Annotated in this window: 19 protein-coding genes; 11 read left to right on the top strand and 8 right to left on the bottom strand. The window is 68.4% G+C overall.

The window, feature by feature from the left end:
- The first annotated feature begins 32 nt into the window (after nucleotides 1-32).
- From PHLH3_RS20110 to PHLH3_RS20085, 6 genes are all read left to right on the top strand, one after another.
- Nucleotides 33-1268 carry an SfnB family sulfur acquisition oxidoreductase gene (locus tag PHLH3_RS20110; protein WP_213625524.1) on the top strand — a complete coding sequence of 412 codons (1236 nt, stop codon included), beginning with the start codon at nucleotides 33-35 and terminating at the stop codon, nucleotides 1266-1268.
- A 10-nt stretch (nucleotides 1269-1278) separates the two neighbouring features.
- Nucleotides 1279-2487, top strand: a complete 1209-nt coding sequence (locus tag PHLH3_RS20105; RefSeq protein ID WP_213625523.1) for an SfnB family sulfur acquisition oxidoreductase — start codon at nucleotides 1279-1281, stop codon at nucleotides 2485-2487.
- Nucleotides 2487-3929 carry an LLM class flavin-dependent oxidoreductase gene (locus PHLH3_RS20100; RefSeq protein WP_213625522.1) on the top strand — a complete coding sequence of 481 codons (1443 nt, stop codon included), beginning with the start codon at nucleotides 2487-2489 and terminating at the stop codon, nucleotides 3927-3929. Before PHLH3_RS20105 ends, PHLH3_RS20100 begins: the two co-directional genes overlap by 1 nt.
- 24 nt (nucleotides 3930-3953) lie before the next feature.
- A complete protein-coding gene (locus PHLH3_RS20095; RefSeq protein ID WP_213625521.1) occupies nucleotides 3954-4748 on the top strand; it encodes a MetQ/NlpA family ABC transporter substrate-binding protein in 795 nt (264 codons plus the stop codon).
- Nucleotides 4749-4965: 217 nt separating this feature from the next.
- A complete protein-coding gene (locus tag PHLH3_RS20090) occupies nucleotides 4966-6042 on the top strand; it encodes an ATP-binding cassette domain-containing protein (protein WP_213625520.1) in 1077 nt (358 codons plus the stop codon).
- Nucleotides 6026-6676 carry a methionine ABC transporter permease gene (locus PHLH3_RS20085; protein WP_111264390.1) on the top strand — a complete coding sequence of 217 codons (651 nt, stop codon included), beginning with the start codon at nucleotides 6026-6028 and terminating at the stop codon, nucleotides 6674-6676. The genes PHLH3_RS20090 and PHLH3_RS20085 overlap by 17 nt, the downstream gene beginning before the upstream one ends.
- Here PHLH3_RS20085 and PHLH3_RS30695 read toward each other — a convergent pair.
- Together PHLH3_RS30695 and PHLH3_RS20080 are read right to left on the bottom strand one after the other, a co-directional pair.
- Nucleotides 6673-6828 carry a PSPA7_2676 family Cys-rich small protein gene (locus PHLH3_RS30695; protein ID WP_280527437.1) on the bottom strand — a complete coding sequence of 52 codons (156 nt, stop codon included), beginning with the start codon at nucleotides 6826-6828 and terminating at the stop codon, nucleotides 6673-6675. The genes PHLH3_RS20085 and PHLH3_RS30695 overlap by 4 nt on opposite strands.
- 160 nt (nucleotides 6829-6988) lie before the next feature.
- Nucleotides 6989-7888, bottom strand: a complete 900-nt coding sequence (locus tag PHLH3_RS20080) for a LysR family transcriptional regulator (RefSeq protein ID WP_213625519.1) — start codon at nucleotides 7886-7888, stop codon at nucleotides 6989-6991.
- A gap of 115 nt (nucleotides 7889-8003) precedes the next feature.
- Here PHLH3_RS20080 and PHLH3_RS20075 point away from each other — a divergent pair, with 115 nt between their 5' ends.
- Both PHLH3_RS20075 and PHLH3_RS20070 read left to right on the top strand, forming a co-directional pair.
- The gene (locus PHLH3_RS20075) at nucleotides 8004-8762 is read left to right on the top strand and encodes an SDR family oxidoreductase (RefSeq protein ID WP_213625518.1); all 759 of its coding nucleotides are present in this window, start codon (nucleotides 8004-8006) and stop codon (nucleotides 8760-8762) included.
- Between the two features lie 937 nt (nucleotides 8763-9699).
- On the top strand, nucleotides 9700-10044 hold the full coding sequence (locus PHLH3_RS20070; RefSeq protein WP_111264387.1) for a cupin domain-containing protein: 345 nt from the start codon (nucleotides 9700-9702) through the stop codon (nucleotides 10042-10044).
- 151 nt (nucleotides 10045-10195) lie between these two features.
- Here PHLH3_RS20070 and PHLH3_RS20065 read toward each other — a convergent pair whose 3' ends face one another.
- The gene (locus PHLH3_RS20065) at nucleotides 10196-10849 is read right to left on the bottom strand and encodes a gamma-glutamylcyclotransferase (protein ID WP_213625517.1); all 654 of its coding nucleotides are present in this window, start codon (nucleotides 10847-10849) and stop codon (nucleotides 10196-10198) included.
- 436 nt (nucleotides 10850-11285) lie between these two features.
- Between PHLH3_RS20065 and PHLH3_RS20060 the strand changes: the two genes are divergently transcribed.
- The 3 genes from PHLH3_RS20060 to PHLH3_RS20050 all read left to right on the top strand — a co-directional run bounded on the left by PHLH3_RS20060 (nucleotide 11286) and on the right by PHLH3_RS20050 (nucleotide 13931).
- Nucleotides 11286-12296: an aliphatic sulfonate ABC transporter substrate-binding protein gene (locus PHLH3_RS20060; protein ID WP_213625516.1), complete on the top strand. Its 1011-nt coding sequence runs from the start codon at nucleotides 11286-11288 to the stop codon at nucleotides 12294-12296.
- A 79-nt stretch (nucleotides 12297-12375) separates the two neighbouring features.
- Nucleotides 12376-13215, top strand: a complete 840-nt coding sequence (locus PHLH3_RS20055; RefSeq protein WP_213625515.1) for an ABC transporter permease — start codon at nucleotides 12376-12378, stop codon at nucleotides 13213-13215.
- Between the two features lie 2 nt (nucleotides 13216-13217).
- Nucleotides 13218-13931, top strand: coding sequence for an ABC transporter ATP-binding protein (locus PHLH3_RS20050; RefSeq protein ID WP_213625514.1), 714 nt, complete (start codon nucleotides 13218-13220; stop codon nucleotides 13929-13931).
- Nucleotides 13932-14287: 356 nt separating this feature from the next.
- On the opposite strand, the gene PHLH3_RS20045 is transcribed toward PHLH3_RS20050, so the two are convergent.
- The 5 genes from PHLH3_RS20045 to PHLH3_RS20025 form a co-directional block, all read right to left on the bottom strand.
- Complete coding sequence (locus PHLH3_RS20045) at nucleotides 14288-15412, bottom strand: sigma-54 dependent transcriptional regulator (protein WP_213625513.1); 1125 nt, start codon at nucleotides 15410-15412, stop codon at nucleotides 14288-14290.
- Nucleotides 15409-16593 carry an acyl-CoA dehydrogenase family protein gene (locus PHLH3_RS20040; RefSeq protein ID WP_213625512.1) on the bottom strand — a complete coding sequence of 395 codons (1185 nt, stop codon included), beginning with the start codon at nucleotides 16591-16593 and terminating at the stop codon, nucleotides 15409-15411. Before PHLH3_RS20040 ends, PHLH3_RS20045 begins: the two co-directional genes overlap by 4 nt.
- Nucleotides 16594-16657: 64 nt before the next feature.
- Complete coding sequence (gene ssuD / locus PHLH3_RS20035) at nucleotides 16658-17806, bottom strand: FMNH2-dependent alkanesulfonate monooxygenase (RefSeq protein ID WP_213625511.1); 1149 nt, start codon at nucleotides 17804-17806, stop codon at nucleotides 16658-16660.
- A gap of 11 nt (nucleotides 17807-17817) precedes the next feature.
- Nucleotides 17818-18381 carry an FMN reductase gene (msuE, locus tag PHLH3_RS20030; RefSeq protein WP_213625510.1) on the bottom strand — a complete coding sequence of 188 codons (564 nt, stop codon included), beginning with the start codon at nucleotides 18379-18381 and terminating at the stop codon, nucleotides 17818-17820.
- 506 nt (nucleotides 18382-18887) lie between these two features.
- On the bottom strand, nucleotides 18888-21356 hold the full coding sequence (locus PHLH3_RS20025; protein WP_213625509.1) for a TonB-dependent receptor: 2469 nt from the start codon (nucleotides 21354-21356) through the stop codon (nucleotides 18888-18890).
- Nucleotides 21357-21495 lie beyond the last annotated feature (139 nt).

Below are 21495 nucleotides of genomic sequence, written 5' to 3'. Positions count from 1 at the left end.
GCGGGGCGTAATCCGCAACCCAAGGCCACACCATGACCAACGAAACCGAACCCAAGGTTCTTCGTGATGAAGCACCGCCGCTACACCCGGCGGCGCTGATCGAGAACGATGCCCAGGCCCTGCTCGCCGCCCACGAAGTGGCGAAGCTGGCCAAGGAAGGGGCTGCACACCGTGACCGCGAACGCCTGCTGCCCTGGCGCGAGCTGGAACTGTTCACCCGGCTCGGCCTGGGTGGCATCCGCATCCCGCGCGCCTACGGTGGCGCCGAGGTGTCCTTCGTCACCCTCGCCGAGGTGTTCCGCATCCTCTGCGCCGCCGACCCGGCGCTGGGGCAGATCCCGCAGAACCAGTTCGGCCTGCTCAGCGTCATCGAGTACGTCGGCAGCGAGGCGCAGAAGCGCAAGGTCTTCGCCGGCATCCTCGAAGGGCGCCGCCTGGCCAACGCCGGGCCCGAGCGCAACACCCGGCACACCCTGGAGATCAAGGCGCGCATCACCCGGGGCGATACCGGCCTGGAGGTCAGCGGCGAGAAGTTCTATTCCACCGGCGCGCTGTTCGCCCACTGGGTGGCGGTCAAGGCCATCGACGACAGCGGCGTCGGCGTGCTCTCCCTGGTGGAGCGCGGCGTGCCGGGGCTTGCCATCGTCGACGACTGGTCCGGCTTCGGCCAGCGCACCACCGCCAGCGGCACCGTGCTGCTGGACCGCGCCCCCGTGGCCGACGACCTGGTGTTCCACAACGGCCGCCTGGCCGAGGTGCCGAGCATCCAGGGCGCGCTGTCGCAGCTGATCCAGGCGGCCATCGACGCCGGCATCGCCGAGGCCGCCATCGACGACGCCATCGCTTTCATCCGCGAGCGCTCGCGGCCCTGGGTCGACGCCGGCGTCGAGCGGGCCAGCGAGGAGCTCTACACCATTGCCGAGATCGGCCGCCTGAAGGTCGAGCTGAACGCCGCCAACGCGCTGCTGGAGCGCGCCGGCCAGGTGCTCGACGAAGTCGCCGCCGCGCCCATCGACGCCGCAGCGGCTGCGCGGGCCTCCATCGCCGTGGCCGAAGCCAAGGTGCTCACCACCGAGGTCGCGCTGCTGGCCAGCGAGAAGCTGTTCGAGCTGGCCGGCAGCCGCGCGACCCTCGCCGAGTTCAACCTCGACCGCCACTGGCGCAATGCCCGCGTGCACACCCTGCACGACCCGGTGCGCTGGAAGGTCCACGCCGTCGGCAACTACCACCTCAATGGCGCCTTCCCGGCGCGTCATTCCTGGATATGAGGCAGCGCCCATGACCCTCCTGCAACCGCAACAGGGCCCCGCGGTGGCCATCATCCGCGACGACGCCGAGGCCCTGGCCGTGGCCCGCCAACTGGCCGGGCAATTCCGCAGCGGCGCCGCCGAGCGCGACCGCGAACGGCGCCTGCCCCATGCCGAGCTCGACACCTTCAGCCGCTCCGGCCTGTGGGGCATCACCGTGCCGCGCGCGTTCGGCGGCGCCGGCGTGTCCCGCGTCACCCTGGCCCGCGTGCTGGCGATCATCTGCGCCGCCGACAGCTCCATCGGGCAGATCCCGCAGAACCACTTCTACGCCCTCGAAGTGCTGCGGGTGAACGGCAGCGAGGCCCAGCAGCGCCGCCTGTTCGGTGCCGCCCTGGCCGGCGAGCGCTTCGGCAACGCCCTGGCGGAGATCGGCACGCGCACCTCCAACGACCGCATCACCAAACTGGTCGCGGATGGCGATGACTTCCGCATCCAGGGCCGCAAGTTCTACTGCACCGGCGCGCTCTACGCCCAGCGCGTGCCGACCCTGGCGGTGGGCGAGGACGGCCACCAGCATTTCGCCTTCGTCGAACGCGACGCGCCGGGGCTTTCGATCGTCGACGACTGGTCCGGCTTCGGCCAGCGCACCACCGGCAGCGGCACCGCGATCTTCGACAACGTGCCGGTGGCCGCCGAGGACGTGGTCTCGTTCCAGGCCGCCTTCGAGCGCCCGACCACGGTCGGCCCCTTCGCCCAGATCCTCCACGCCGCCATCGATGCCGGCATCGCCCGCGAAGCCTACGAGGACGCCCTGGCGTTCGTGCGCACCCGCTCGCGGCCGTGGATCGACTCGGGGGTGGACAAGGCCAGCGAGGACCCGCTGACGATCCACGAGTTCGGCCGCCTGGCCATCCGCCTGCACGCCGCCGAGGCCATCCTCGACCGCGCCGGGCGCATCCTCGACGCCGCCACGGCCGAGCCGACGGCCGAGAGCGTGGCCGCCGCCTCCATCGCCGTCGCCGAGGCTCGCGCGCTGACCACCGAGGTCTCGCTCAGTGCCGGCAGCAAGCTGTTCGAACTGGCCGGCACCCGCGCCAGCCTCGCCGAGCACAACCTCGACCGTCACTGGCGCAACGCCCGGGTGCACACCCTGCACGACCCGGTGCGCTGGAAGTACCACGCGGTGGGCAACTACTACCTCAACGACGTGCTGCCACCGCGCCGGGGGACGATCTGATGGCGCGCAAGCAGATCCTCCTCAACGCCTTCAACATGAACTGCGTGGGGCACATCAACCACGGCCTGTGGACCCACCCGCGCGACCGCTCCACGGACTACCGCAGGCTCTCCTACTGGACGGAGCTGGCGCAGCTGCTGGAGCGCGGGCTGTTCGACGGGCTGTTCCTGGCGGACATCGTCGGCGTCTACGACGTCTACCAGGGCAACGTCGACCTGACCCTCAAGGAGAGCATCCAGCTGCCGGTCAACGACCCGCTGCTGCTGGTCTCCGCCATGGCCGGGGCGACCCGCCACCTGGGCTTCGGTCTCACCGCCAACCTCAGCTACGACGCGCCCTACCTGTTCGCCCGGCGCATGAGCACGCTGGACCACCTGAGCGACGGCCGCGTGGGCTGGAACATCGTCACCGGCTACCTGGAAAGCGCGGCGCGGGCCATGGGCCTGACCCGGCAGGTGGAGCACGACCGCCGCTACGACCAGGCCGACGAGTACCTGGAGGTGCTCTACAAGCTCTGGCAGGGCAGCTGGGAGGAGGGCGCGGTGCTCGGCGACCGACAGCGGCGCATCTACGCCCAGCCGGACAAGGTGCACAAGGTCCACCACCACGGCGAGTTCTACGACGTCGAGGGCTACCACCTCTGCGAACCCTCGCCGCAGCGCACGCCGGTGCTGTTCCAGGCCGGCTCCTCGGCGCGCGGCCTGCGTTTTGCCGGCGAGCACGCCGAGTGCGTGTTCATCAGCGGCAACAACAAGGCCGCGACCCGTGCCCAGGTGGACAAGGTGCGCGCCGCAGCCGTGGCCGCCGGCCGTGATCCTCAGGCGGTGAAGGTGTTCATGGGCATCAGCGTGATCGTCGCGCCCACCGAGGCCGAGGCCCGCGCCAAGCACGCCGAGTACCTGGCCCATGCCAGCGCCGAGGCGGGCGTCGCCCACTTCGCCAGCTCCACGGGCATCGACTTCGCCGAGTACGGCCTGGACGAGCCCATCCGCCCGGTGAAGACCAACGCCATCGAGTCGGCCACCAACAAGCTGCGCGAAAACAGCCTGACCCGTCGCCAGCTCCTGGAGCAGCACGCCCTGGGTGGCCGCTACATCCTGCTGGTGGGCTCGCCGACCCAGGTGGCCGACGAACTGCTGGCCTGGGTCGACGAGACCGGGCTGGACGGCTTCAACCTCACCCGCATCGTCACCCCGGAAAGCTACGCCGACTTCATCGACCTGGTGATCCCCGAACTCCAGGCCCGTGGCGCCTACAAGACCGCCTACGCCGAAGGCACCCTGCGCCACAAGCTGTTCGGCGCGGGGGATCACCTGCCGGTGGACCATCGGGGAGCCCGTGTGGGAGCGAATTCATTCGCGAATCGGCCCGAAGGGGCGACCCCGGACTCCCAGGGGAAGGCTGCGCCTTCCATCGCGAATGAATTCGCTCCCACGACCTGAACCCATTACCCAAGGATAGAAACCATGCCCAAGCACACCCTCAAGACCCTGGCTCTCGGCCTGCTGCTGGCCGGCGGCATCGCCCAGGCCGCCGACCAGCCCCTCAAGCTCGGCACCACCGCCGCCTTCGCCCCGCCCCTGGAAGTGGCGGTGGAAGAGGCCGCCAAGCAGGGCCTCAAGGTCGAGCTGGTGGAGTTCACCGACTGGAACACGCCGAACATCACCCTGGCCAACGGCGACATCGACGCCAACTACTTCCAGCACACGCCCTTCCTGGAGAACGCCAACAAGGAGGGCGGTTTCAAGCTGAAAGCCTTCGCCCCCGGGATCATCAACAACGTCGGCCTGTATTCGAAGAAGTACAAGGCCATCGCCGACCTGCCCGAGGGCGCCAAGGTGGCCATCGCCAACGACCCCATCAACGGCGGTCGCGGCCTGCAGCTGCTGCAGAAGGCCGGCCTGCTCAAGCTCAAGGAGGGCGTGGGCTACAAGGCGACCCTGGACGACATCGTCGACAACCCCAGGCACGTCGACATCATCGAACTGGAGGCCGTGCAGCTGGTGCGCGCCCTGGACGACGTCGACCTGGCCCAGGGCTACCCGCACTACATCCGCCTGGCCGGCACGATCGACCCCAACAGCGCGCTGCTCTTCGACGGCATCGAGAACAAGGAATACGTCATCCAGTTCGTCACTCGTGGCGATTACCAGGACGACGGCCGCCTGGCCAAGTTCGTGGACCTGTACCAGCACTCGCCGCAGGTGCGTGCGGCCCTGGACAAGGCCCATGGCTCGCTCTACCAGCCCGGCTGGCAGTGACGCCCCAGGGATAGGCGTGGGAGCGAATTCATTCGCGAAAGGAGCGCGCAGCGCTCCCAGGGTGACCCCGGCAGGACAGCCCTGAGGCCTGCATCGCGGATGAATCCGCTCCCACAGGATGAAGACGGTCGCCCTGACGCTGTTGATCCTTGTAGGGGCGAATTCATTCGCCCCTACAGGTTTGCGTCACTCGGCAATTTGAATCAGAGAGGCCCTTATGGTCAGTTTCAACCGCAACATCAGCCTGGACCTGCCGCACATCCGCCTGCAGGGGCTGGGCAAGGCCTACCAGGGCAACCAGGGGCCGGTGCAGGCGTTGCAGGGCATCGACCTGGAAATTCGCCGGGGCGAGGTGTTCGGCATCATCGGTCGCAGCGGCGCCGGCAAGTCGTCGCTGATCCGCACCCTAAACCGCCTGGAGAGGCCCTCGGTGGGCCAGGTGGTGATCGACGAAGAAGACATCGGCACCTTCGACGAGAAGCAGCTGGTGCTGCTGCGCCGCCGCGTCGGCATGATCTTCCAGCACTTCAACCTGATGTCGGCCAAGACCGTCTGGCAGAACGTCGCCCTGCCGCTGAAGGTGGCAGGCGTGGCCAAGGCCGATATCGAGCGCAAGGTCGCCGAGCTGCTGGCCCTGGTGGGCCTGTCGGAGAAGCGCGACGCCTACCCGGCGCAACTGTCCGGCGGGCAGAAGCAGCGCGTCGGCATCGCCCGTGCGCTGGTGCACCAGCCGCAGATCCTGCTCTGCGACGAGGCCACCTCGGCGCTGGACCCGGAAAGCACCCAGTCGATCCTGGCGCTGCTACGCGACATCAACAAGCGCCTGGGCCTGACCATCGTGCTGATCACCCACGAGATGGGTGTGATCCGCGAGATCTGCGACCGCGTGGTGGTGCTGGAGCGCGGCCGGGTGGTGGAGCAGGGCGAGGTCTGGCAGGTGTTCGGCGACCCGCAACATGAGGTCACCCGCACCCTGCTGGGCACCCTGCGCCACGAGTTGCCGGACGACCTGCAAGGCCGCCTGGCCAACGAGCCGGTGGCCGGCGGCGACCTGCTGCTGGACCTGCACTTCACCGGGGCCAGCGGCCGCGAGCCGGACCTGCTGGCCATCACCCAGGCCCTGGGCACGCGGGTGAGCCTGCTGCATGGCGGCATCGACCGCATCCAGGGCCGCGCCCAGGGGCATCTGCTGGTGCGCATCAGCGATGTGGGGCAGGGCAGTGCCTGGGTGCTCGAACAGGCCCATCACCTGGCGGACAAGGCGGAGGTGCTCGGCTATGTCGCCCATGCTTGACCGCCTGCTGCAGGGCATCCTCGACACTTTGCTGATGATCGGCGCCTCGTCGCTGATCGTGTTCCTGGTGGGCATTCCCCTGGCACTGGTGCTGGTCACCACGGGGCCGGGCGGGATCTTCGAGGCGCGCCTGGTCAATCGCTCGCTGGGCAGCGTGGTCAACGTGCTGCGCTCGATCCCGTTCCTGATCCTGATGGTGGCGCTGATCCCCTTCACCCGGCTGATCGTCGGCACCAGCTACGGCGTCTGGGCCGCCGTGGTGCCGCTGACCATCGCCGCCACGCCGTTCTTCGCGCGCATCGCCGAGGTGAGCCTGCGCGAGGTGGACTTCGGCCTGGTGGAAGCAGCCCAGGCCATGGGCTGCCAGCGTCGCCACATCATCTGGAACGTGCTGCTGCCGGAGGCGCGGCCGGGCATCGTCGGCGGCTTCACCATCACCCTGGTGACCATGATCAACTCCTCCGCCATGGCCGGTGCCATCGGCGCGGGCGGCCTGGGCGACCTGGCGTATCGCTACGGCTACCAGCGCTTCGACACGCAGATCATGCTCACGGTGATCATCCTGCTGGTGGTGCTGGTGACCCTGATCCAGTTCGGTGGTGATCGCCTGGCGCGGCTGCTCAACAAGCGCTAGCCCGTCGATGCCTCCTCCTCGGGGGCATCGCGCTTCACGTAGCGATGGGCGCCGCAGCGTGTGCAGCGCTGGCAGAGCATGGGCTCGGCGCCCACGTCGGTTTCGTGTCCTTCGGTCCAGCTGCATCCGAACAGAAAACAATGGAGTCGCATGTAACCTCCCGGGGCTCGCCCCGTTCAACCAGGCAGGGGTTGGGGTGCAGTGCATGCGCCTTGTTGTTGTGCGTATCGGCCGGGGAAGCATCCGCGCTGCGGTCTAGAACGGACAACCTAAATTGCCGGCGGCGGGCGATCCGCCATTTGAGGACGCGCATCAGCGGTTGCGCTCCCGTTCCAGCAGGCCTTCCAGCCAATCGATGAACACCCGCACGCGACGGGGCAGGTGGCGGTGGGCATAGAGGAGGTTGAGCGCGAGCGGCGGGGCCGGGTAGCCCGGCAGCAGCTCCACCAGGGCGCCGCTGGCCAGGTGCTCGCGCAGGCCCATGCGGGGCGCCTGGATCAGCCCCAGGCCGCCGAGGCAGGCGCCCTCGTAGGCATCGGCGTTGTTCACCGTGAGGTTGCCGGCCATGGTCAGCCGGTGGACCTTGCCGCCCATCAGGTACTCGAAGCCGTCGGGGCGTGCGCCGAGCACCGGCAGGTAGTGCACCAGGCGATGCCGGGCGAGGTCGTCGAGCGTGCGTGGCGTGCCGTGGCGGGCCAGGTACTCGGGGCTCGCGCAGTTGACCATGGGCATGGCGCCGAGGGCGCGCGCCACCAGGGTCTCGTCCAGCAGGTTGCCGGCGCGCAGCACGCAGTCGAAGCCTTCGCGCACCAGGTCGACGCGGCGGTCGGTGCCGCTCAGCTCCAGCTCCAGGCCCGGGTGGGCGTCGAGGAATTCGCCCAGGTGCGGCATCACCACCTGCCGCGCGATGCGGCTGGGCATGTCCACCCGCAGGCGCCCGGCGAGCACTTCGCCGTCCTGGCGGAACATGCCTTCCAGCTCGTCCATCTGCGCCAGCAGCGCCTTGCTGCGTTCATACAGCGCCAGGCCGTCCTGGGTCGCCTGCACCTTGCGCGTGGTGCGTTGCAGCAGGCGCGCGCCCAGCAACTGCTCCAGCGCCTGCACCTGTTCGGAGACGCTGGAGCGAGGCAGGCCGAGGCTTTCCCCGGCCTGGGTGAAGCTGGACAGCTCGGTGACCCGGGCGAAGGTGCGCAACAGCTCGAGCTTGTTCATGGCGCGCCTCCATTTGTTCGGTTGGAGCGATCAGTATTTCCGATTTCACGGCGTTTATCAGTATTCGGTCGGACAATAAGCTGGCTCCACTTCCCACCCATCCAGGAGCACCCCCATGACTCGCAAGATCGCACTCATCACCGGCGCCAGCCGTGGCCTTGGCAAGAACGCGGCGCTGCACCTGGCGGCCCAGGGCGTCGACATCATCGGCACCTACCACAGCCAGGCGGACGAGGCCCAGGCGGTGGCCCGCGAAGTGGAACGCCTCGGCGGCCGCGCCCGCATGCTGCGCCTGGACGTGAGCGACAGCTCGGGCTTCGGCGCCTTCGCCGCGCAGGTGGGCGAGACCCTGCAGCGGGACTTCGGCCGCGAGACCTTCGATTTTTTGGTGAACAACGCCGGCATCGGCATCCACGCCAGCTGCGCCGAGACCACCGAGGAGCAGTTCGACACCCTGGTGAACATCCAGCTCAAGGGGCCGTTCTTCCTCACCCAGAAGCTGCTGCCGGTGCTGGCCGACGGCGGGCGCATCCTCAACGTCTCCACCGGGCTGGCGCGCTTCTCCCTGCCGGGCTACGGCGCCTACGCGGCGATGAAGGGCGGCATCGAGGTGTGGACCCGCTACCTGGCCAGGGAGCTGGGCCCGCGCGGCATCACCGTCAACGTGCTGGCACCCGGCGCCATCGAGACCGACTTCGGCGGCGGCGTGGTGCGCGACAACAGCCAGGTCAACGACTTCATCGCCGGCAACACCGCCCTGGGCCGCGTCGGCCTGCCGGATGACATCGGCGGCGCCATCGCCATGCTCCTTTCCGACGGTGGCCGCTGGATCACCGGCCAGCGCATCGAAGCCTCGGGCGGCATGTTCCTCTGATCGCCCCCAGGGCGGGTGGAACCCGCGTGACCCGATGCGCGGCGGCGTCGGGTCGCACCCGGCCTGCATGCGTGACGCCTGGTGGGCGCGACTTCATTGGCTCTGTCTGCGTTTGCTGTTGTGGATTCAAGAAAAGGCTCAGCGGCTCTTTCAGGGGGATTCTGGATTCCTGGCACACCCACCGCATGGGTTTCGCTTCGCTCTACACCCTCCTACGAAAGCCGCCAACCGTGCTGGCAATGGGGCCGCTGTGCGGCCCTTTCGCGAATGAATTCGCTCCCACGGGTTGGCGATAGACAGTGGGCGAATGAATTGGCTCTGACTGCGTTAGCTGTGTGGATTCAACAGGACGACTCTGGATTCCTGGCACACCCACCGCATGGGTTTCGCTTCGCTCTACACCATCCTACGAAAGCCGCCAGCCACGGCGTCCACCGGGTGGTGATGCGCATATCAATGTGAAGTATCGAGCGTCAGAGCTGGAGCAGCCGCCAAACGCCCCTTTCAGGAGGCCGAGCGCAATCATCGTTTCAGGGGTTGAGCGACATGGATGTCGCGAGAGCCGCGATGGGCCAGGGATGGCCCTTCGCGGCGTGCCCCTGAAACGATGATGGAGCGAGGGAAGTCTGGCTTCAGCCAGACCCGTATGGAGGGGCAAGCCCTTTTGGTTTCTTTTGGGTGGTTCGGCACCCCGACGACTGCCAAAAGAAACTCGCCCGGCAAGGCGAAACAGAAGCCATCAGCAAGACTCGGCAATCAACTGGGCTCCAAATCCTCTAGCAACACTTAACGCCGACAGAGCCAATTCATTCGCGATCGGGGAGACAGGAGAAAACAGCGGCTGCGCTTCTGGACACCCGGGCGGCGGTTCCAGGCAAGTCCCGGCCCGCCGGCCTGCCTATGGTGGCCGCTCGATTCCGCCAAGCCTGGAGCTCACATGTCCGATTTCATCACCGTCCTGCGTGAAACCTGCCCCGTCCCCGTGGTCGACGCCACCAAGTGGAAACGCATCGGCGGCGACCCGCACACGGTCAACCTCAACGCCTACCTCTCGGCCGACGGCAGCAAGATCATGGGCACCTGGATCTGCACCCCCGGCACGTTCGAGGTGAACTACGAGAAGTGGGAGTTCTGCCACTTCCTCGAGGGCTACTGCATCATCACCCCCGAAGGCGAGGCGCCGGTGCACCTGCGCGGCGGCGACGTGTTCGTCATCGAGCCGGGCATGAAGGGCACCTGGGAAGTGGTGGAGACGGTGCGCAAGTACTTCGTCTTCGCCTGATCGCGAAACGGTGGGTGCCATGCATGGCACCCACCGTCCCGCTGTGTCGGGTGGGTGGCGCTTTTTTCATCCACCAGGCGGAGTCGGGATCGCCACACGCTGATGCCGGGGCCTCGCATGGATGGGCTTTGCGGACCCATCCCACGGTGAATCACCCCAGGCTCAGGCTGCCCTGCTTGCAGCACCTCATCAACGCCGCCTCCAGCTTGCGGTCCGGCATCGCATGGGCCCGCAGGCTGTTGACGGTCTTTTCCACGTAGTCACGGGTGGTGCCGTAGTGCCCGCAGGCCCCGGCGAATACCTGGGTGAGCACGTGGTCCGGCAGGGCGCCGGCGTAGCAGGGAAGGTTGCGCCGCAGCACGAAGCCCAGCGCCTGCACGCGCTGCCCATCGGCCAGGTGGCAGCTGAGCCAGCGCGGCTCGTAGCCGGCGTCGGGCATCTCGCGTTGCCAGAGGGCGAAGAGGTGTTCGTGCAACTGCTCGTCGGGCAGGCGGTAAGCGAAGCCCGCGCAGGAGCCGCCGCGATCCAGGCCCAGCACCAGGCCCGGGGATTCCGGGGTGCCGCGGTGGATCTGCGACCAGAGGTAGAGCCCGCGGTGGTAGCCGTGGATGCGCGCACGCCGGGTTTCCACTGTCGGGCATTCCGGCCGCCAGATCAGCGAACCGTAGGCGAACAGCCAGACCGGCCCACCCCGGTGGTCCTTCATCGTCGCTTCGAGGGACGCCAGCAATTCGCCGGGGGTCAGCCGCACCGGCTGATCCAGCTGGGGCGGGTAGGGCGGGTGGCTATCGTGCTGGCCTGACATGGATGACGCGTATCTCTCGGTGATGCGCGGCACTGGCGAGGCCGCGCCCTTGTTGTACCAGTTGCAGGGCCTGTGGAGGAACGGGCAATCGTCGCCTGGACGTGATTTTTCGCTCTGCGGCCGTCGCTGTTGCTGCCGGGTCAGCTAAACATGGCCCCGACCCCTGGATAAAGGAATGAATGGCAATGCCCTGATAACCAGGGCGCATAAGTAAAATGGGCAACTGTTGCTGGGTGAACACTTGATCAGCAGGCTGTCGCTGCAGCGACAGTGGAATGCCGGGGAGGAGGGCGCAAAGCCCTGTGGGGCGGGCGCCCGGCCTGCTGGCACGAGTGCTGCAATATTCCTTGCAGAAAGCGAAAGCGCAGCCGGACCTTACTCGAAAGAATAAGCACGGCGCGCCAGGCCCACCCATCCAGCGGCAAGGAGCGACACCATGCACACCTTCACCTCGCGGGCCCGCACGCCCGGCAAACTGGCCCGCTTGTTCGGCCTGCTCGGCGCCTCGGCGGTCCTCGCGTTCGGCCCATCCGCCGCCCAGGCCGAAGCGCTGCCCAAGGAGCTGCGCCTCGACTACGCCTACTACTCGCCCACCAGCCTGGTGCTCAAGCACTTTGGCTGGCTGGAGCAGGAAGTGGGGGCCGGCACAAAGGTCAGCTGGGTGCTGAGCCAGGGCAGCAACCGTTCGCTGGAGTACCTCAACGGCGGCAGCATCGACTTCGCCTCCACCGCCGGCCTCGCCGCCGTGCTCAGCCGCGCCAACGGCAGCCCGATCAAGACGGTGTACATCGCCAGCCGCCCGGAATGGACCGCGCTGGCCGTGCGCAAGGACTCGCCCATCCAGAGCGTCGCCGACCTCAAGGGCAAGAAGATCGCCGCCACCAAGGGCACCGACCCCTACCTCTTCACCCTGCGCAGCCTGGAACAGGCCGGGTTGAGCAAGGACGACGTCGAGTTGGTGCACCTGCAGCACCCGGATGGCCGCGTGGCCCTGGAGAAGGGCGACGTCGACGCCTGGGCGGGCCTCGACCCGCACCTGGCCGCCAGCCAGGTCCAGGCCGGCTCGCGCATCCTCTACCGCAACGTCGCCTTCAACAGCTATGGCGTGCTCAGCGTCACCGAGCGCTTCGCCAAGGAACACCCGCAGGCCATCGCCACCGTGCTGGGTGCCTACGAGAAGGCGCGCAAGTGGGCCCGCGAGAACCCCGAGGAGCTGGCCCAGCTGCTGGCCAGGGAATCCGGCCTGCCGCTGGAGGTGGCGCGCCTGCAACTGTCGCGCACCGATTTCTCCAATGCCCAGCCGGGCCCGGAGCACATCGCCGCGCTCAAGGCCGCCGCGCCGATCCTGGTGACCGAGGAGCTGGTGCGCCGTGGCGTGCAGGTCGAGCAGGTGGTGGACCAGCTGATCGACCCGGCCTTCAGCGCCCAGGCCATCGCCAGGCAGTGATTCGCAGGTCCGCCGGGGCTCGCGCAAGCGACCCCGGCATTGGCGCACGCGGGACCACCCCGGCGCCGGGAGCAGAGACATGAACAGCAAGAGCAAGACCCTGCCGGCGAACCCCGTCGGCACCTGGAAACCGACCTTCTCCGGCGTTGCGCTGCGGCGCCGCCTCAAGGGCCTGGCGATCCCGCTGCTGGCCCTCGCCCTGCTGGAAGTGCTGGTGCGCATCGGCTGGGTGCCGTCCTACCAGATGCCCGCGCCCAGCGAGATCTTCCTCACCCTGCGCGACCTCGCCGGCGGTTCCCTCTGGACCCATATCGGCGTCAGCCTGGCGCGGGTGGCGGCGGGCTTCGCCATCGGCGCCGTGCTGGCGCTGGGTGTCGCCGCCTGGGTCGGCCTGAGCCGCGAGGCCGAGGCTTACCTCGAACCTACCTTCGCCGCCCTGCGCGCCATTCCCAGCCTGGCCTGGGTGCCCTTGCTGCTGCTCTGGCTGGGCATCGACGAGAGTTCCAAGGTGGTGCTGATCGCCATCGGCGCCTTCTTCCCGGTCTACCTCAACGGGGTCGCGGCCATCCGCAACATCGACCGCAAGCTGGTGGAGGTGGGGCAGATGTACGGCTTCGGCCCGGCGCGCCTGGCGCGACGCATCCTCCTGCCGGCGGCGCTGCCGGGGCTGTTCACCGGCCTGCGCAGCGGTCTCAGCCTGGCGTGGATGTTCCTCGTCGCTGCCGAACTGATCGCCGCCACCAAGGGCCTGGGCTACCTGCTCACCGACGGCCGCGAAACCTCGCGGCCCGACCTGGTGCTGGCCTCGATCATCGTCCTGGCGCTGCTGGGCAAGCTCAGCGACGGCCTGCTGGCGGCGCTGGAAACACGGCTGCTGGCCTGGCGCGACGCCTTCGCCGGCCAGGGCGGGGAGGGGTGAACATGAATGACGCATTGCTGGACATCCAGGTCGAGCGCAAGCAGTTCGCCGGCCATACCGTGCTGCAGAACGTGCACCTGACGCTGCGCGAGCGCGAGGTGGTGAGCCTGCTCGGCCCCAGTGGCTGCGGCAAGAGCACCCTGTTGCGCATCGTCGCCGGGCTGGAGCGCGACTACGTCGGCCGCACCCTGCGCGGCGAGGGCGAGGTGGCCTTCGTGTTCCAGGAGCCGAGGCTGATGCCCTGGCTCACCGTGGCGCAGAACATCGGCTTCGCCGACGACAACGGCTATGACCGCGAGCGCGTGGCGCGACTGATCCGCGAGGTGGGCCTGGAGGGCTTCGCCGAGGCGCTGCCCAAGCAGCTTTCCGGCGGCATGGCGCAGCGCGTGGCCATCGCCCGCGGGCTCTACTCGCAACCCCGCGTGCTGCTGCTGGACGAGCCCTTCAGCGCCGTGGACGCCTTCACCCGCATGAAGCTGCAGGACCTGCTGCTGCAACTGGCCGAGCGCCATGCCATCGCGCTGCTGCTGGTCACCCATGACATCGACGAAGCCCTGTACCTGGGCGACCGCGTGCTGGTGATGGGCGCCCGCCCGGGCACTGTGCGCCAGGAACTCGCCGTGCCCCTGCCACGCCCGCGCGACCGACGCGACCCCGAGCTCGCGCGGCTCAAGGCCGAGGCGCTGACCGAGCTGCACCTGGCGCATGTGATCTGAGGAAGGGGCCGGGCTTGGCAGCCCTTCGGGCTGCTTGGCGACTGAAGTCGCCCCTACAGGTCATTCCTCGTGTCCACCCGCTTCAGCCCACCCACGATCGCGGATGAATCCGCTCCCACGACAGCACGCACGGGTTTCTGTGTAGGGGCGAATTCATTCGCCCAGCGTCGCGCAGCGCCGCCACCCGCACAGAGGATCTGAGGGGTGGATGCAGGGTGGATGGCGCTCTTTCCATCCACCGAACGGGCTCGCTGGCGGGCATGGGATTTCTCCTGTGGGAGCGAATTCATTCGCGATCGGACCCTCCCGAAACAGGAGAACGCACCGGATGCACGATCCGGGGCGTTGTCTTGCCGTCAAACCGTCAACTGCACCACCCGCTCCCCATCGATGCGGGCGTCGGCACCGCGGCGGTTGACCACCAGTTCGCCGATGGCGATCAGGCGGCTGCGGGTGACGTTGCGGCTGAGGCCGAGGAGGTTGGCGGTGTGCACCTGGTTGCAGTGGCAATGGCGGTAGGCGGCGCGCAGGAGTGCGTCCTCGACCTTCTGGTGCAGGTTGCCGCCCTGTTCCTCGAACAGGCGCTGGAAGGCGTGGAGCATCTGCGCTTCGGCCGAGCCGTCGTGGCCGCGCGGTTCTTCCGGGCGGTCGATGCGCAGGTTGGAGAGATGCAGGTCGTCGGCCTGGATCACGCCGTCGCGGCAGATCAGCAGGGTGTGGTGGATGACGTTCTCCAGCTCGCGGATGTTGCCGGGCCAGGAGTAGGTGCGCAGCTTGTGCGCGGCTTCGGGGCTGAGTTCGCTCTGGCCGTAGCCCAGGCGGCGGCTGTACTCGCCGATGAAGTGGCGGGTGAGCGGCAGGATGTCGCCGGGGCGCTCGCGCAGCGGCACGAGTTCCAGGCTGACGACGTTGAGGCGGTAGTAGAGGTCCTCGCGAAAGTGCCCGGCGTTGATCGCCTTCTCCAGCTGCACGTTGGTGGCGGCGAGTACGCGCACGTCGATGGGGATCGGCGTGCGCGAGCCCAGGCGCACCACTTCGCGCTCCTGCAGCACCCGCAGCAGCTTCACCTGGATGGGCATCGGCAGGTCGCCGATCTCGTCGAGGAACAGCGTCCCGCCGTTGGCCGCCTCGAACCAGCCGGCCTTGGCCGCCAGGGCGCCGGTGAAGGCGCCTTTCTCGTGGCCGAACAGCTCGGCCTCCACCAGTGACTCGGAAAAGGCCCCGCAGTTGACCGCCACGAAGGGGCCGTCTCGGCGGGCGCTGAGGTTGTGGATGTGGCGGGCCACCAGCTCCTTGCCGGTGCCGGTCTCGCCGATCACCAGCACGCTGGCCTCGCTCGGCGCCACCTGCTGCAGGTGTTCCAGCAGGGCCTGGGATTTCGGGTCCTCGAACACCTGGGCGGTGGCGCGAACCGAGGTCGCCAGGGCCGGGGAGGGGGGCAGGGTGAGCAGGCCGGAGCCGCTGGGACGGGGTGCTTTCATGAGTAGAAGGTCGGCTGTGGCAGGTTCTGGTTGAGCGCCCAGTCGCCCAGCTCGCGGACCTTGTAGTCCACCGGGTCGTGCAGGGTCTGGGTGCGCAGGTTGCGCCAGTAGCGGTCCAGGCGCAGGGCGGCGTGGGTGGAGCGGGCTCCGGTGACCTCGAACATGCGGTTGCACAGTTCCAGGCCGTTGCGCGTGGTGGCGACCTTGGCCGTGGCGATGGCCAGGGCCAGTTCGCCGCGCTGCGCCTCGCCCAGGGCGGTGCCCTGGTTCCAGGCCGCATCCAGCAGCTGGTTGGCGCGCTGGACCAGGACTCGGGCGCTTTCCAGGCCGACCCAGAAGTCACCGTAGCGGGCCAGCACGTAGGGGTCTTCGCCGGCGCTCTCGACACCGGAACGGAACCACGGGCGGGCTTCGCGCAGGGTGTAGGCGCGGGCTTCCTCGAAGGCGCCTTCGGCGATGCCGAGGAAGATGTTGCTGAAGATCAGCTGGGCGATCAGCGGGCGCAGGCAGGCGAAGGGCGTGCTCAGCGGGCCGGGCTCCAGCAGCAGTTCGTTCTCCTCCACCCGCACCCGTTCGAAGGTGGCGCTGCCGCTGTCGGTCTGGCGCTGGCCCATGTTGTCCCAGTCCTCGGCCAGGCTGATGCCGCTGCGCGCGGTGGGGATGGCGGCGATCAGCAGCTTGCCGCTTTCCTCGTCCAGGCCGGAGGCGATCAGCATCTGCGAGTCCAGGGCGCCGGAGCAGAAGCTCTTCTTGCCGGAGAACTCGCGGTAGCCGTTGAAGCGCCGCACCGTGGTGCGGGTGTCCAGCGGGTTGAGGGCGTTGCCCCAGAACCAGCGGTTGCGCGCGGTGAGCTCGAACCAGGGTTGCCACTGCTCGGGGCGGGAGAACAGGCGCACGGTGGCCAGCATCAGGTGCTGGAAGGCGAAGACGTGGGCGAGGGAGCTGTCGACGCGGGCGAATTCGCGGACCACGGCGAGGGTGGTCTGCCAGTCGGCGCCGAGGCCGCCGTATTCGCCGGGGATCACCAGCGACAGCAGGCCGCTCTGGCGGATGGCGTCGCGCTCGGCCTTGGGGGTGCCGCCGTGTGCGTCGCGTTCGGCGGCGCTGAGGGCGAAGCCTGTGGCCAGCTCGCGGGCGATCTGCAGCGGCGTGGGGGTGGCGAGATGCTGAGGGGCATTCACGCTCGGGTCCTCTTCAGGTGGGTTCTTGTCGTGGCGCCCCTGCGCAGGGGCAGGGGCGGTGCGGTCAGTGGGCGGCGACCTTGGTGGGCAGCACGTCGTTGGCGATCATTTCGCCGAAGGGCCCGGTGAGGTTGGTGACGCCGCGACCGGCGAGGCTGGCGTAGGGCTCGGGCAGCAGCGGGAAAACCAGTTCGGCGAAGCGGTAGGCCTCCTCCAGGTGCGGGTAGCCGGAGAAGATGAAGCTCTCGATGCCCAGGTCCGCGTATTCCTTGATGCGCTCGGCCACCTGTTGCGGGTCGCCCACCAGCGCGGTGCCGGCACCGCCGCGCACCAGGCCGACGCCGGCCCAGAGGTTGGGGGCGATCTCCAGGTTGTCGCGGCGGCCGTTGTGCAGCGCGGCCATGCGTCGCTGGCCCTCGGAGTCGAAGCGCGAGAAGGATTTCTGTGCCGCCTCGATGGTTTCGTCGCTGATGTGCTCGATCAGCTTGCTCGCGGCCTGCCAGGCTTGGTCGGCGGTCTCGCGGACGATCACGTGCAGGCGGATGCCGAACTTCACGCTGCGGCCATGGCGGGCGGCGCGCTCGCGCACGTCGGCGATCTTCTCGGCCACGGCGGCCGGCGGTTCGCCCCAGGTCAGGTAGACGTCCACCTGCTCGCCGGCCAGGTCGTGGGCGGCGTCGGAGGAGCCACCGAAGTACAGCGGCGGGTAGGGTTTCTGGATCGGCGGATAGAGCGCCTTGGCGTTCTGCACCTGCAGGTGCTTGCCCTCGAAGTCCACCGACTCGCCCTGCAGCACGCGGCGCCAGATGCGCAGGAATTCGTCGGTCACTTCGTAGCGTTCGGCGTGGCTCAGGTGGATGCCGTCGCCACGGTTCTCGTCCGGGTCGCCGCCGGTCACCACGTTGATCAGCAGGCGGCCGCCGGAGAGGCGGTCGAGGGTCGCGGCCATGCGCGCGGAAACGGTGGGCGAGATGATCCCGGGGCGGATCGCCACCAGGTAGCGCAGGCGCTCGGTCAGCGGCGCCAGGGCCGATGCGACCACCCAGGAGTCCTCGCAGGAGCGACCGGTGGGGATCAGCACGCCGTAGTAGCCGAGGCTGTCGGCGGCCTGGGCCACCTGCTTGAGGTAGGGCAGCGACACCGGGCGGGCGCCCTGGCTGGTGCCGAGGAAGTGGCCGTCGCCGTGGGTGGGGAGGAACCAGAACACATTCATGGGGCTGTCCTTCAGGCGATCTTCTTGAGGGCGTCAGTGCGGCTGCCGAAGAGGCTGGCGGCGCGGTCGGCGGCCAGCGCGATGCGGGCTTTCAGCGGCTCGCTGGTGACCTGGTAGTCGACGAAATCGGCCTCGGAGGCGTAGACGCCGATGGGCAGCGTGAGGGCCTGGAAGAAGCTGAACAGCGGGCGCAGCTGGTGGTCGATGACCAGCGCGTGGCGCTCGCTGCCACCGGTGGCGGCGAGCAGCACCGGGGTGTCGATCAGGGCGTTCATGTCGATCAGGTCGAACAGGTGCTTGAACTGGCCCGGGTAGGAGCCGCGGTAGACCGGGGCGGCCACCACCAGCAGGTCGGCCGTCTCGATGGCGCGCAGCTCGTGCTCGACGGTTTCCGGCAGCTCCTTGCGCGACAGCGCGCCGCCGACGGGGCGGGCGATATCGCCGAGCTCGATGATGCGCACGTTGACCGGCAGGTGCTTGCCCAGCTCGGCCACCAGGGCCTGGGTCAGCACCAGGGTGCGCGAGGGGCGGAAGGTGCCGCCGGAGACGGCGACCACGTTGATGGCGTTGCTCATGGGGTTGTCCCTTGTGATGTTGCGCTATGTACAGAGGGACAGAGCAAGGGCCGTACCAACAGCCCAAGTGTGCGGAAACAGGGCAGTTGGGCGGGGTTGCGCCAGGAAAACCTGCCAGGTGGGCAACACTTCTGCTGATCGGGTGTTGCTGGGGAAACAGTTTGCGGGGTTGCGGCCATCGCGAATGAATTCGCTCCCACAGGGGCGGCTGCGGGGTTGGGGTGGGCGACGGCGGCATGGGTTTCGCTGCGCTCTACCCATCCTACGGGTGCTCCTTGTGGGTTGGTTGGTTGGGTTTGGGCGAATGAATTCGCCCATACGGGGGGCTGTGTAGGGTGGAGGTCGCTTTTTACCTCCACCATGCGGGGTTGGGGTGGACTTAGGCGGCATGGGTTTCGCTGCGCTCTACCCATCCTGCGGGGGGCTCCTTGTGGGTTGGGTGGTTGGGTTTGGGCGAGTGAATTCGCCCCTACAGGAAGGGCCCCGTTCGGGGCCCTGGCGTTGGGTCAGAAGTCGTAGCTGACGCTGGTGTAGTAGAACGCCCCCTGCGCGCCTTCGGGCGATGTGATGCTGTACTTGGGCACGCCATAGAGCTGCGCGCCTTCGAGCTTGTCGGGGTGGCAGTCGAACAGGTTGATCGCCCCCACCGAGACCTTGAGCCCCTGCTGGAAGCTGTAGCTGAGGTCCAGGTCGGTCACCCATTGCGCGCTGAAGGTCTGGTCCAGGGCCGGGTTGCTGGCGTTGAGCGACTTCCATTCGCCATAGCGGCGCTGCGCCAGGGTCAGGCCCCAGCCCTCGTAGAGCCAGCTGGCGCTGAGGGTGAGCTTGTCGTCCGGGGTGCCTTCCTCGATCAGGCCCTGGGTGTTGCGCCCGACGATCTGCGAGCCGCGGATGCGGCCGACATCGCGCAGCTTGGTGATCTCGGTGCGGTTGCGGCTGTAGCCGGCGCTGAGGTTGAGGCGGCCGGCGCGCTCCAGGTCCCACTGGTAGTTGCCGGTGAACTCGATGCCGCGGGTGCGGGTGTCGGCGACGTTGGTGTAGAAGGCCGCGCTCTGGATGTTGGCGTAGGGCGTGCCGGCGAAGATCGGCCCGACCACGGTGGCGGGCAGTTGGTCGGACAGGGTGATGCGGTTCTCGATGTCGATGCGGTAGGCGTCGACGGTGAAGGAGGCGTTGTCCAGCGGGCGCCAGACCAGGCCCAGGGAGTAGTTGGTGGACTCCTCCGGCTTCAGTGCCTTGCCGCCCAGCAACGCGGCCTCGGGGCTGTCGGCGCGCAGGGTGCGCTGCTGCACTTCCACCCAGTTGCCGCTGCCCGTGGGCTGCTCGACCACCTGCACGCTGAACGACGACAGGCCGCTCTGCACCAGCGAGGGCGCGCGGTAGCCGGTGCTGGCGGTGGCGCGCGCGGCCACCTGGCGGGTGAAGTCGTAGCGCAGCGAGAGCTTGCCGTTGGTGGTGTCGCCGAAGTCCGAGTAGTGCTCGGTGCGTGCAGCGACGCCGGCCTGGAATTTCTCCGTGACCTGGCCTTCGACATCGACATAGGCGCCCCAGACCTTGCGATCCAGCGACACGGCGTCGACGTTGGTGATGCCCGAGTAGTAGCCGGGGATGCGCCGCCCGGTGACCGGGTCGAGGGTGTTGAACAGCGGCCCGTTCTGCCAGCCGGCCGCCTCGCCCGCGCTCAGCTCGTAGTTCTCCTTGCGCCAGGCGAGGCCGGCGGAGAGGGTCAGCGGCTTGTACAGCAGGTCGGTGGGGAAGTCGCGAGTCCAGTCCAGGGTCAGGTTGGTCTGGTCGGCCTCGCGTTCGCCGGTGTAGATCTTCTCCGGGCTGCTGGCGCCCCAGCTGGGGTTGATGGCGTTGCGGTCGGTGGACTTCACCGAGTTGTCGCCGTGGTTGAGGGCCAGGTCGAACCTGCCCAGGGCTTCGTCCTCGTAGCGCAGGCCGCTGGTCAGCGCATAGTCCTCCAGGGTGTAGCGGGTGATCGGCACGCGGCCGTCGGGGAAGCGCGCCAGGGCCACGCTGCCGTAGTTGTTGCGCAGGGCGGTGGGCGGGTCGAAGAAGCTTTCGGCGTCGCTGTTCTTGTGGGCGTAGGTGGCGAAGGCGTAGGCGGTCAGGCCGTCGGCCAGGCCGACCTCGCCGTTGGCGGTGAAGTTGTACTGGTCGGAGACGTTGCCCGAGCCCCAGCGCCAGGTGCGGTTGGGGTTGTTCTGTTCCCGTGGCGTGTTGGTGCTGGTGGAGCCGGGGTAGAAGATGCGGTTGTCCGGGTTGGTGTCGCTGGCCGGGTCCTGGCTGCCGGCATCGAAGGCGAGGGTGACGAAGCCGTCGTTGGGCAGGGCGAAGCCCTTCCAGCCGCTGAGCTTGCGTTGCAGGCCGTCGCCCTTGTCGTAGCCGCCGAAGCGGTAGCCGATGTTGCCGCCGTCGTCCTTTTCCTTGAGCACGATGTTGATCACCCCGGCGATGGCGTCCGAGCCGTACTGGGCGGCGGCGCCGTCGCGGAGGATTTCCACGCGCTGGATGGCCGCCAGGGGGATCAGGCTGAGGTCCACCGCCGCCGCGCCCCGGCCGTTGACCAGGCCCTGGCGGGTGACGTTGGCGCTGGTGTGGCGACGCTTGCCGTTGACCAGCACCAGTACCTGGTCGGAGGCCAGCCCGCGCAGCGAGGCGCCCTGGGCGATGGAGCCGGAGAAGGCGCCCTGGGGCGATTGCGGGAAGCTGAAGGAGGGCGAGAGCGCGGTGAGGGCGCCGGAGAGGTCCTGGGCGCCGGTTTCCTGCAGCTGTTCGCCGCTGAGCACGTCGACCGGGGCTGCGCTTTCCAGCGCGGTGAGGTCGCTGCGGCGGGTGCCGACCACCACCACCGTGCCGAGGCGTTCGCCGTTGGCGGTGGGTTTGCTCGGGGATTCTGCGGCGAGGCCGGGGAACGCAAGGCTGCTGGTGGCCAGGGCGATGGCGCTGGCCAGGAGGGAAGGACGGTACATCTGGTTTACCCCTGTAGGAAGGAAGTGAAGGCATGGTTTTTCGTGTCCCGGGCGCTTATGGGTTTTCCCTTCCTGCGCCTCTTTCGCCTTCCTCCAGAGCAACGGTTGTGCCAGGGGCTTTGCGGTTTTTCGATTATTT

This window comes from Pseudomonas sp. Pc102 (genome assembly GCF_018408275.1).
In the GTDB taxonomy this organism is placed as follows: Bacteria; Pseudomonadota; Gammaproteobacteria; order Pseudomonadales; family Pseudomonadaceae; genus Metapseudomonas; species Metapseudomonas tohonis.
This window is presented reverse-complemented; position numbering and strand designations above follow the sequence as displayed.